This window comes from Phaeobacter sp. HF9A, from assembly GCF_011806385.1.
Taxonomy (GTDB): Bacteria; Pseudomonadota; Alphaproteobacteria; order Rhodobacterales; family Rhodobacteraceae; genus Epibacterium.
Genome location: NZ_JAATOX010000013.1, coordinates 46,650 through 57,131, shown reverse-complemented (window position 1 = coordinate 57,131; position 10,482 = coordinate 46,650). Strand labels below are relative to the sequence as shown.

Below are 10,482 nucleotides of genomic sequence, written 5' to 3'. Positions count from 1 at the left end.
CCCGGATAGCTTGAATGCTTATGGCCCCAGATCAACACCGGCGGGCGGTGCTGCGCCCGGGGCAACCGGGCCAGGCTCTGGGCCAATGCGCCTGCCGCGTCGTGCAGCGCGGCATAGCTCAAATCCCTGGTGGCACTGCGATAGGCAGGCTGCGCAAGTGCCTTGAACCGCGCGTAGAGACGGCCAATCACCACCCCGGGATCGCTATGTTCCTGTGCCAACCGCGCGCTCATGCCGGAACTTTCTCGCTGCGGTCTTCGCTCAGCATGGCGGCGAAGCTGCCAATGGTGGCAAATTGTTCCGGGCGCAGCGCGCTTGGGTCGATCTCCAGCCCCGGCAGCCGCTCTTCCAGCATCATAAAGAGTTCAAGCAGAAGCCCGCTATCAATGCCCAGATCATCTTCGATCCGGCTGGCGGAGGTGATCGTGTCGCTGCTGTCCATGTCCAGAAGCTCTGCGACGGCGGCGATTACGTGGGATTCATATGTCTGTGTCATGGTTTTCTCTGTCCTGTCTTAGGTTGCGGGTTGCAGCGTGGCGGCCTGGCCCGATGCCAGAACGGCGCGGTCGATCTTGCCGTTTTGCGTGCGTGCAAGGCTTGTGTAGGTTTTGATTTTTGCGGGCACCGCCTGCGGATCGAGCCGATCACGGCACCATGTCAGCAACGCCTGAACACTGGTGCCGGTTTCCACATGCGCGACGCAGATCTGCCCGTGAACCGGATCTGCCTCGCCCAGCACACAGGCGGCGGTCACCTCGGGATGGGCGATCAGCGTGGTTTCGACCTCGATCGGCGCTACCTTCTCGCCGCCGATCTTGAGAATGTCATCGGAGCGCCCCACGAAATAAAGGAAACCATCCGCATCAATCCGGCAGGTATCGCCGGTATAGAGCACCCATTCGCCCGCCAGCGGACCGGGCTTCAGCCTTTTTGCGGTGGCCGTCGGGTTCTTCCAGTAGCCCTTCATCACCGTGGCGCCCCGGATCACCAGCTCGCCGGTGGCGTTGCGGTGATGCGCAGTGCCGGCCTCGTCCACCACCCACATTTCAGTGTTGGGAATGGCGATGCCGACACTCATTTTGCGGCCCTCCAGCTCTTCCGGCGGCAGATAGGTGCAACGGTGGCATTCGGTCAGCCCATACATTGAAAAGACGGTCGCCTTGGGCAGCATCGCCTGGAGCCGGTCGATGACGCTTGGATGCAATGCCGCTGCGGTCGAGGACACCAGCCGGATTGCGCCAAGGTCAAACCGATCCGCCAAGGGCGCGATGATCGGCACCATGCTCGGCACGATCGGAAATACCGTCGCCTCAGTGTCCTGGAGACGTTTCAGGGTAAAGAAGGGCTGGCCGAAAGAGGGCTCCGCCTCCACTGCCGCCCCGGTCAAGGCCGCCATGGTCAGCTGATGCAAACCGTAGTCAAAGCTCATCGGAACCGCGACAAAGATGCGATCTTCGGCGCGATATCCGAGGTAGCTTGCAACCGATCGCGCTGCGGAGGTCATGTTGAGATGCGAGAGCATCACCCCTTTGGGATCCCCGGTGGAGCCAGAGGTATAGATGATCACCGCAAGGTCCTGGTCAATCACATCAGGCCGCCGCAGCGGCTGCGCCTCGCCCCGGTCCAGCAGCGCATCCAGCGGGCCCGGCGCGCTTTGCGTCGCTGTTGTCAGCAGCGGGATCTGCTCGGCCAGATCGGCCATGGCGGTGCAGATTTCCTCTGCGGTGTCGCCATCAGCTAGAACCGCGCGGGGCGCACAATTGTCGAGGATATAGGCGAATTTGCGTGCCTTGGTGCTGGGGTTCACCGGCACCGCGACTGCACCGGCGGCCAGAATGCCCCAGAAGCTCGACGCAAAGGCGACCGAATTGGGCATCGACAGGATCACCCGATCTCCGCGGCGCACGCCAAGATCTTCCAGCGCATCGGCAATCCGCGCGGCCGCTGCCGCCAGGCTGCGATAGTCGAACCGACGGGTGGCATCGGCAATCGCCGGCGCATGCGGGCGATTTTGGGCCGCTTCGGCGAGAAAATGGGTCAGCAGTGTTCCTTGAGCATACATTCTGTGGCCTCCGATCTATGTGTGGTGAGGGGGAAAGAGGAAAAATCGGGCGAGGATGGCGGTGGCGGCGTCAGCGAGCAGGCGCCCACATAGCCCCCCATCCCCACCGAGAGCAGGGTCGGCGCTTCGGCCAGGGGCGTCGCCAGCGCCTCGGCCAACAGCAGAAAGGGATCGCAAACGTAGCAATGGCCGACATCGGGCAGCAGGCTGAGCCGGATCCGCGCCTCGTCGAGACTGAACGCGCGGCAAAAATCCTGCCAGGCCAAGCGGTTGACATTGTGCGGCAGCAACAAGCCCTGGCCCTGCCAGTCAAAGCCGGTCAACTCCAGCGCCTCGCCACAGATGCGCTGATGCGCGGCGAAGAATGCGCCGGTTTCCTGCGCCGTGCCGCCGCGACCGGCTGCGAATTCAGGATGGGTGCGCAGCACAATCGGCGAAATCTGCGCGCCACTGGGGTCGAGATCAACCAGCATGCCGCAAAAGGCGTCGCCCATCAGCGTGCAGCCCGGCACATAGCGATCCCCGAGCGGCACACCGATATGGCTGTCTCCGCCCAGCACCAGAACCGCGCGCGCCAGGCCGGAGACCAGCAACGTGCGCGCCAGATCCAGCGCCCAGAACAAGCCGCCGCAATTGTATTGATCCACCTCGTAGCAGCGTGTCACCGAGGCTAGAAATGGCAGCTCTTGGCGCAGCCGATCCATCGGCGAGCGCCCGCGGCCATATTGCAGCGGCTGTCCACGCACATAGATCAGCGCATCGGGCGCCTCGCCGCTATGCGCCGCAGCAAGCCGCGCCACCAGGTCGGAAAATACCCCGTCCAGCGTCTCTCCCGGGCGGGTGGCAGAAACATGCTCCATGCCGAACATGCGCTGGAACACCTTTGCCTCTGCCGGGCTGCCGCCCGCGGCGGCCACGATCTGCGCCGCGGAAATACGGTGATCGGGAATATGTGTGGCAAGCGCAGAGAGTCTCATGACAGATCCTCCCGACGCCGGAAGGCAACCGTGGTCACGCGATCCTCCTCCTGCGACAGCAGAAGCGCATGGCGCGCGAGGCCATCCTGGGCCAGAGCCGCAAAGGGGGCCGAGCACATCCGGCTGGGATCTTGTGCCAGCACCGGCCCCCCGGCAGCCAGCGCTGCACAATGCGCTGGGGCCGCAATCACCGTGGTGTCGCCCCGCGCAATGCCCAGCTCGTCGCAGCGGGCCGCGACCAGCCCTGGCAAGTCGCTTGCATGCAGGCCGCGCCGGGTCTGATAGCCCGCATAGGCAAATTCGCCGATGCCGTCGCGCTCCAGCACCATGACGCAGGCCGCATTCTGCGGCTCCAGGCGCGCGATGGAGGGCGAACGATAAAGCAGGTGTTTCTGATCCATCACCATCACCAGCGCCTTCTTGCGCGTGTCCCGCAGCATCCGCTCGGCGCAATCCAGCGCGTAGAAGGGGGCCGACAACCCCCGGTCGGAGATCGCAAAACCGAACCCATCCACCAAACCCAGCTTGTGCAGGGCGAAATTGGTGACCGAGCTGCCCAGGTGCAAATCCGGGGTCCAATGGGCCAGCAACACCAGATCAATGTCCCCAAGGTTGCAGCGCGCCTGGAGCTGTTCCAGCAAGACATCCGACATCGCCGCAAAGGACGCCCGGTCCGGTGCCGTCAGCCAGGTTGTTACATTGCTGTCCTCGGACCGGGAGTAGGTCAGCCCGTTGGATTGGAAGAACCGCGCATTGTAATCCTCCCAATAGTCCTGCTGGTCGAGCCAATTGGGATCCACCTGCTCCAGCGTCTCAAAGACATCCGCCAGCAGGCTGTCGCGTGAAAGAAAGAGCGTCATGCCCGCACCTCCGCGAGATAGGCGCGGAAGGCCGCCATCAGGTTGATGTTGGAGGTGCCCTCCATATACTCGAACGCCTTGGCGTCGCGCATCTTGCGCCGGAGCAACGCATCACTGAGCATGGCGTCTGGTGCCTCGGCGCCGATGCGGGCCACCAGCGCATCGGAAAACGCCACCGCCTGCACCTTGATCTCGCTGACCCGATGCGCGCGGGGGCGGCCTTGCATATAGTCGTGCAGAACCGCCGCGAGCCGCGACAGCAGCGCCCGATAGCTGCCTTCGGCATCCTCAAAGCCAAGGGCGCCCGCCTGCTTGAGCCGATCCAACATGCCGCGCGCATTGCCCAGGGCCAGGGCCGCCACCACCGGGCGATTGCGCTCGAACACGCCGTTGATCGCCATGAAACCGTCGCGCAGGCCAGCCGTTCCGGCCGCATCGCTGCCCAGCACCATCTCGGGCGTGACCGCGACATCCTTCATGTCGATACGGCAGAGATCCGCCCCGCGCAGCCCGGTTGTCGGCAAGCGGGTGATCTCGACCCGGGATCCGGCCTCTGCCAGATCCAGCATCACCAGCGCCGGCCGCCCGGTGTCGCTGCGGCGGGCAAATACCAGACCGATCTGCGCCCGGGCGATATTGCCGACCAGCATCTTGCTGCCAGAGAGCGACATCCGGCCATCGGCAGCACTGTCGAGCCGGGTCTGGCCCGCCGAGGCGTCAGAGCCGACCTCGGGCTCCGTCACCGCAAAAAATGTGCCCTGCGGCCCGTCACGATAGGCGCGGAAAAACCGCGCGATCTGCGCCTCGCTGCCCGCAGCGAGCACCGCCCCGCCCGACAGCGACGGCCCCGGCAGTGCCATGATGCAGCTCGCATCAAACCGTGCCAGCCGCTCGATGATCGCCACATGGAGATCATAGGGGCAGTCCTCCAGGCCAAGCGAGGTCTCCGACAATGGAAACCCGTTATAGGCGGCGGGCACCCCAATGGTGGTCAGGGCCCGCAGCAGCGGGTTCTGCCACAGAAGCCCCCAGGCGTCGGGGTCGCTTTCCAGCTGCCCGCCGACCTCTTCACAGAGCCCCTTGAGACCCCAAAGCTCATCCAGCATTCCGCTGCCAAAGGGGCCGGGCGTCGCCGGGGCCTGCGCCGCGATATCGTCAGCCGCCGGCAGCAGCTGCGGGGCCTGCGCCCTGAGCCGTTGACGCCAGTCCGGCGCGGCCTGCACCAGCGTAAGCCTGTCACCATCGGCCATCACCTCGGCCGGGGTGCCAAAGCCCAGGAAATTCACCGGCGAATGGCTCGGCCCATAGGCGCCCGACTGGTGAATGCAGATCAGATCACCCGGCTGGGGATCCGCCAGATCGACGCCAGCGGCGATCACATCCATCGGCGTACAGAGCGGCCCGGTCACCGACCAGCGCGCCACCGGCGCGTGCTGCATGGCGGGTGTCTGCGGGATCAGCGAAATCGGGAAATTGCGCCGCATGAAGCCCTGCCCCGCTGCCGCCGCATGCACGTTGGAGCCACCGTCACAGACCGCGAAATGCTCTCCCTTGCTGGTCTTGCGACGCAGCACGCGGGTGCAGAACAGCCCCGCCTCCGCCACCATGAAACGGCCCAGTTCTATGGCAACATGGGTATCGCAGTATTTGTCGCGAAAGGCGGCGATCAGCGGGCGCAACGCGGCGCCGACCTCTTCCAGGTCCAGCGCGGTTTCCTTGTCGGAATAAGGAACGCCGAAACCGCCGCCCACATCGACAAACTCCAGCGGCATCGCCGCCTCGTTGATGATCTCCTCGGCCAGCGCCAGCACCTGCCGGGTATTGGCCGCCAGGGTCTCCGCCGACAGGATCCGCGTGCCCATATACACATGCAGCCCCGCCAGCCGCAGATGCGGCAGCTTCGCCAGCAGCGCCAGCGCCTGGGTCAGGTCCGTTTGCTCGATGCCGAACTGCGTGGCCTTGCCGCTCATGGTCAGCCGCGCGCCGGTGACGGTGAAATCCGGGTTGATGCGCAGCGCCACCGGCTGGTGACGCCCCTCATCGGCGGCAATGCGATCAATATCGCGCAGCTCCTCCAGGGATTCCGCGACGATGGCCTTCAGGCCAAGCTGCACTGCCCGGCGCAGCTCCTCCTGTGACTTGCCCGGCCCGACCATCAGAATGCGAGCGGGCACAACCCCCGCCGCCAGCGCGGTTTCCAGCTCCAGCCGCGAACAGACCTCGGCGCCGGGGCCTTCCTGGGTGAGCGTGCTCACCACCGACAGATTGGGGTTGGCCTTCAGCGAATAGAAGAACTCCGCCTGCGGCAGCGCCGCCCGCAGGGCCGCCACCCGGGCGCGCAGCCGCGCCGCATCATAGAGATAGAACGGCGTGCCCACCTGCTCGGCAACGCGCTGGAGCCGCTGTGCGTCGCTCGGGGAAAGAGTGAAATCCGACATTGCTCAACCCATCATCGCTTGGGGCGCGTGCTGCGCGGCCAGGAAATTCGACAGATCGGCGATGTCGCCGCGACCGCCTTCGGTGCGGACCTGATCCATGAAATCATAGACATCGACGTCGGTGTTCTCGCTCAGGGTGACGATGAACTGCACCAGCTCGATGGAGTTCAGCAGCCCCCCCTGCCCCAGCAGCGGCTCCCCGTTTGCGGCGCGCTGCAGGCGTTGCGGACCCAGACCAACCTCGCTGAGGCTGGCCAGAACGGTGGTGGAATAATTGGTCATCTTGAGTTCTCCTATTGGCAATTTCTGGAACGATGCAGGTTCCGGGTTGAGGACGTGGAGGGAGCGAAAGGGGCGCGTCTCAGCGCACCTCCAGGAACGCGGCAGAGGCGGTCGCGCCAAGCCCGATACTGAACAAGAGCAGCCGGTCGCCGGCACTGAGCCGCCCGCCGCGGGCGGCGGCATCGAGGTTGAGAAAGGGATCCGCGCCAAAGCAATGGCCAAACCGGCCAAGGGTCGAAAGCTCGATCATGCCGGAGGCGAGACCCAGCTTGCACGCGATCTGATACCAGGACGGCGCATTCACATTATGGGGCATCACCCGCGCGATGTCGCTCAGCGCGATCCCGGCGCGCGCCGCTGCCGCCGAGATCGCCTGCGTGGCAAACTCCAGATAGGCTTCGTCAAACCCCTCCAGATAGTTTTCGCCGCGCAGACCGGTGTTGCGCCAGAACTTGGTGGCGTGTTGGCGATGGGTATCCAGCAGCGCATAGGGGCCTTCGGTGTGACCAACCGGCACCGCGACGGCTGCTTCTCCCATGATCGTGGTGTTCTCGATGACCCGGATCGCGGGGTGAAAGGCTTTCTCTCCGATCAGGATCAGACCGGTTTGCCCCTCCTCCAGAAGATCGGCCATCACCCCCAGCATGCTGAGGCCCGTTGCGCAATGGTTCATCGTGGCGCTTTGGCACTCCAGCCCACGCCGCCTGAAAGGGGCCAAAATATCCGACGTCTGACCGTTGAACGGGCTGGTCGAGGGCAGCGTGTGGCAATGCACCACCTGAGCCAGGGTCGCGTCGTGATCGGGGTTGCGCGCCAGCACCGCATCACTGGCGCGGGCGATCATCTCGTCCAGCGGCTCGCCCGCATCGCAATGAAACTGTTCAAAGCCGAAAAAGCGGGAATAGAGCCGCATCTGATCGCGGCTCAGCGATAGCTCCTCCTGGAGGTCGCTCAAGGCTTCCTGCCGCTCGGGATAGGCGATGGCGATATCGAGGATATGAAGCATCAGACTGCGCTTTTCTGGTTGGCGTTGCGGGAGAGGAAAGCCACGACCGCGCCCTGAAGACGTTGATCGGACAGAATGCTGTGATGGTTGCACCGGTCGAGGATGAGTGGCCGCGAGGCGGCAAGCGCCGCGATCTCATGCGCTTCGGCAGGCGGCACCTGCCAGTCGCGCGACGCGTGCACCACCAGCAGCCGGCCCGGAAAACGCCGGTAGACACGGGGACCGACCTGACGCGGATCCTCGCCGTCGCGGCGTCCGTACCAGGACAGAAGCGGCGCCAGCAGATCGGGCGAGGCACCGCTCACCCGCAGATAGCCTTGCAGCATCTTGGCCATCGACAGATGGCCGCAAACCGTGACCAGCCCTTTGCTGTCGAGACCGGCCTCGATGGCCAGGGCCGCCACCAGCGCGCCTGCCGAATGGGCGATCACCGCATCAAAGCTCTGCCCCTCATAGGCCCGCGCCAGCCGCTGTGCCTTTTCCGCGAAACTCAGCCGCTCGGCGTGGTTGTCGCCTTCGCCCGGCAGATCCGGGACGATGACCGCAATGCCAGCGCCCGCCAGGGCCTCGGCCAGTGGCATCACCATCCTGCGATCCGCGTTCCAGCCGTGCAACAGCAGCACCCGGATCGGGCTTGCCCCGTTCAAACTGCGCTGCGCGAGGGGGGCGCCCTGGCGCCAATCCGGCCGCCAGATCCGCTGCCGGATCCGCCCCCCGCCCGGGCGCATGCCTTCAAAGCGGGACAATACCACCCGGGCGCCCCGCTCCGGCGCAAAACGCGCCAGCAGGGCGATTTCCTTTCGTTCCATCCGCCCACGCAGGGCGCGAAAGGCAAACGGCGGGCGGGGGCTGCGGCGGCCGGTCACCGCACCGGTGAGGCAGCGCAGGGTTTCCGCCAGGCACAGACCCGGCAAGGCCAGCTCAAACAGCATCCGCATAGCCTCCGACGGGCTGCGGCGCGCGGCGTCCGAACTGGCGCAACAGCAGCAGCAATTGCAGAACGAAGAGGCCAAAGCTCAGCAGGGCAAACCCGGTCAGGATTTGCAGCACCAGCGCCATGTCGCCCTGGCTCTGCGCCCAAATCAGCGCCACGCAGGTGCCCCCCTCGCAGAGCACGGTGGTCACCAGAACCAGCCCACCGCGTCCCAACTGTTCCAGGATCACCTGCAACATGGCCGCCGCCGGGGTCAGGAAAAAGGTCAGCAGCAGGCCCTGGAACATCAGCTCCGTGGCGTGACGCAGGGCGGCGGATTGGCTCGGCACCAGAAGATCCAGCATTCCGTTCCAATGGGGCAGCGCCGCCGCGGCCAGCGCATAGGCGGCCAGCATGATCGGCACACCATAGGCCAGATAGCGGAACCGCGCCTGCCCCTCGCCAGCCTCGGCCAGCTGATTGACCAGAATGGCGATCGCCGATCCGATCGCGATCGCCGGGATCATGAAGGCAATCCGGTAGCGCAGGACCACAAAGAACGCAGCCGCATTCTCGGACCCGAGGTCGGACAGGATCGGGTAGGCCACCGAGGCGCTGACAAAGCCGACGATGATCGAGGCAAAGACCGGTATGCCAACCCCGGCCAGCAATTGGCGCAACCGGGCGCGGCTGGCCTCGCTGTTCGGCATCTCACCGCCGCGCACCTCCCGCCACAACAGGGTCGCAATGACGGGCAAGGCGATCAGCGGTCCGGCGACATTGGCCAGCAACACCGCGTCAAAGCCCCACCCCAGCCGGTCCGCGAGGAAATACAGCACCCCGAGGTTCACCACCATCAGCAGCGCAAAGGGCAGCAGCCCATGCAGGATCCGCCCCTGCCCGCGCAGGGCCCCGTAGAAAATATCGAAGATCACAAAAGGGATCATCGACAGCACGAACATCGGGAAATGTTCCAGCGTTGTGGCGATCACCGGGTTCGCCACCGGCAGAAAGTGATGCACCGCTTTGCCGACAGCGGCCACGAGACCAAAGATCACCAGCCCGATCGCGCAAAGCTGCAAGGTCACCCGCCAGACCCCGCGACGTGGCCAGTTGTGCCGGGACCGGGCGCTGAACACCTGATTGGTGATCGCCAGCCCCTCCATCAGGGCCAGGACCAGCAGGAAACTCGGCTGCATCAGCGACAGCACATGCAGGGCGCCGGTATCCGTCACCCGGGACAGCAGCGCGACATTTCCGAGGTTGAGCGCAGAGGTGATCGCCGCACCTAGCGCAAAGGGGATAGCCAAGGCGAGGATGCGGCCCAGCGATCTCGGGATCGAGGGTGTCTGCATCGCAGGCTGAATCGTGTTGGCATCACTGGGCATCAGGGGGTCTCCTGTTGAAAGGGCGTGGCAATGGGTCGGTCAAAGGCGGTGTCACGACCAAGCAAGAGGTATCGCAGCGGTGCACGGCTGGGGGTTTCACCAGAAAACAGACGATGAGTCGGATCGTTCAGCACCAGCACCCGCTGGGCCCCCTGTGCGAGCACCCGGGCGAAATCGAGCGCATCGCGCAACGCCCGGCGGCTCTCGACCCGCAGCGCATGCACCGGGCCGCGATAGGCGATCCGCGCCAGCAGCGGCGCCAGGATCGGATTGCGGGTGTCTTCCTGATGGCCCCGATGCAGATAGACCAGCAGCGGCTCTTCACCCAGCGCGCGCAATTGGCGCCAGTGGCTCTCCAGGTCTGCCGGGTGCAAAGCCGTCTCACTGCCGTTGCGAAACAGCGCAACCTGAAGCGGGCACTCCGGCGCGACGTCGTGAAAGGCGCGCCAGGCGTGGGTTCTCGGCCCGCTTTCGGTGCAGTGGCGCGGCTCCGCTCGGAAGGGCAGTGCGCCCGTCGCCAGTACCGAAACTGTCCCAAGGGAGATACGTGCCATTC

The 10,482-nt window shown here is 65.2% G+C and carries 10 protein-coding genes and 1 pseudogene; all 11 read right to left on the bottom strand.

Annotation, left to right across the window (positions count from 1 at the left end):
• A pseudogene (locus tag HCZ87_RS04210) lies at positions 1-233 on the bottom strand (D-alanine--poly(phosphoribitol) ligase); the annotation flags it as partial.
• A complete protein-coding gene (locus tag HCZ87_RS04205; RefSeq protein ID WP_167642522.1) occupies positions 230-496 on the bottom strand; it encodes a phosphopantetheine-binding protein in 267 nt (88 codons plus the stop codon). The gene HCZ87_RS04205 and the pseudogene HCZ87_RS04210, both read right to left, overlap by 4 nt.
• An 18-nt stretch (positions 497-514) precedes the next feature.
• Positions 515-2,062, bottom strand: coding sequence for a class I adenylate-forming enzyme family protein (locus HCZ87_RS04200; RefSeq protein ID WP_167642521.1), 1,548 nt, complete (start codon positions 2,060-2,062; stop codon positions 515-517).
• Positions 2,038-3,039, bottom strand: a complete 1,002-nt coding sequence (locus HCZ87_RS04195; RefSeq protein ID WP_167642520.1) for a hypothetical protein — start codon at positions 3,037-3,039, stop codon at positions 2,038-2,040. Before HCZ87_RS04195 ends, HCZ87_RS04200 begins: the two co-directional genes overlap by 25 nt.
• Positions 3,036-3,899, bottom strand: coding sequence for a hypothetical protein (locus HCZ87_RS04190; protein ID WP_167642519.1), 864 nt, complete (start codon positions 3,897-3,899; stop codon positions 3,036-3,038). Before HCZ87_RS04190 ends, HCZ87_RS04195 begins: the two co-directional genes overlap by 4 nt.
• The gene (locus HCZ87_RS04185; protein ID WP_167642518.1) at positions 3,896-6,337 is read right to left on the bottom strand and encodes an acyl-CoA dehydrogenase family protein; all 2,442 of its coding nucleotides are present in this window, start codon (positions 6,335-6,337) and stop codon (positions 3,896-3,898) included. Before HCZ87_RS04185 ends, HCZ87_RS04190 begins: the two co-directional genes overlap by 4 nt.
• 3 nt (positions 6,338-6,340) lie before the next feature.
• Entirely contained in the window at positions 6,341-6,619 is a 279-nt protein-coding gene (locus HCZ87_RS04180) for a hypothetical protein (RefSeq protein ID WP_167642517.1), read from the bottom strand.
• Between the two features lie 79 nt (positions 6,620-6,698).
• Positions 6,699-7,625 carry a 3-oxoacyl-[acyl-carrier-protein] synthase III C-terminal domain-containing protein gene (locus HCZ87_RS04175; protein WP_167642516.1) on the bottom strand — a complete coding sequence of 309 codons (927 nt, stop codon included), beginning with the start codon at positions 7,623-7,625 and terminating at the stop codon, positions 6,699-6,701.
• Positions 7,625-8,563 carry a carboxylesterase gene (locus tag HCZ87_RS04170; protein ID WP_167642515.1) on the bottom strand — a complete coding sequence of 313 codons (939 nt, stop codon included), beginning with the start codon at positions 8,561-8,563 and terminating at the stop codon, positions 7,625-7,627. The genes HCZ87_RS04175 and HCZ87_RS04170 overlap by 1 nt, the downstream gene beginning before the upstream one ends.
• Positions 8,547-9,926 (bottom strand): hypothetical protein, encoded by a 1,380-nt coding sequence (locus HCZ87_RS04165; protein ID WP_167642514.1) that lies wholly within the window; start codon positions 9,924-9,926, stop codon positions 8,547-8,549. The genes HCZ87_RS04170 and HCZ87_RS04165 overlap by 17 nt, the downstream gene beginning before the upstream one ends.
• The gene (locus HCZ87_RS04160) at positions 9,926-10,480 is read right to left on the bottom strand and encodes a hypothetical protein (protein WP_167642513.1); all 555 of its coding nucleotides are present in this window, start codon (positions 10,478-10,480) and stop codon (positions 9,926-9,928) included. The genes HCZ87_RS04165 and HCZ87_RS04160 overlap by 1 nt, the downstream gene beginning before the upstream one ends.
• Between the last annotated feature and the right edge of the window lie 2 nt (positions 10,481-10,482).

Excerpts from the sequence above, each read along its gene's own strand:
- HCZ87_RS04205 (WP_167642522.1), bottom strand. The coding sequence starts at position 496 with ATGACACAGACATATGAATCCCACGTAATCGCCGCCGTCGCAGAGCTT.
- HCZ87_RS04200 (WP_167642521.1), bottom strand. The coding sequence starts at position 2,062 with ATGTATGCTCAAGGAACACTGCTGACCCATTTTCTCGCCGAAGCGGCC.
- HCZ87_RS04195 (WP_167642520.1), bottom strand. The coding sequence starts at position 3,039 with ATGAGACTCTCTGCGCTTGCCACACATATTCCCGATCACCGTATTTCC.
- HCZ87_RS04190 (WP_167642519.1), bottom strand. The coding sequence starts at position 3,899 with ATGACGCTCTTTCTTTCACGCGACAGCCTGCTGGCGGATGTCTTTGAG.
- HCZ87_RS04185 (WP_167642518.1), bottom strand. The coding sequence starts at position 6,337 with ATGTCGGATTTCACTCTTTCCCCGAGCGACGCACAGCGGCTCCAGCGC.
- HCZ87_RS04180 (WP_167642517.1), bottom strand. The coding sequence starts at position 6,619 with ATGACCAATTATTCCACCACCGTTCTGGCCAGCCTCAGCGAGGTTGGT.
- HCZ87_RS04175 (WP_167642516.1), bottom strand. The coding sequence starts at position 7,625 with ATGCTTCATATCCTCGATATCGCCATCGCCTATCCCGAGCGGCAGGAA.
- HCZ87_RS04170 (WP_167642515.1), bottom strand. The coding sequence starts at position 8,563 with ATGCGGATGCTGTTTGAGCTGGCCTTGCCGGGTCTGTGCCTGGCGGAA.
- HCZ87_RS04165 (WP_167642514.1), bottom strand. The coding sequence starts at position 9,926 with ATGCCCAGTGATGCCAACACGATTCAGCCTGCGATGCAGACACCCTCG.
- HCZ87_RS04160 (WP_167642513.1), bottom strand. The coding sequence starts at position 10,480 with ATGGCACGTATCTCCCTTGGGACAGTTTCGGTACTGGCGACGGGCGCA.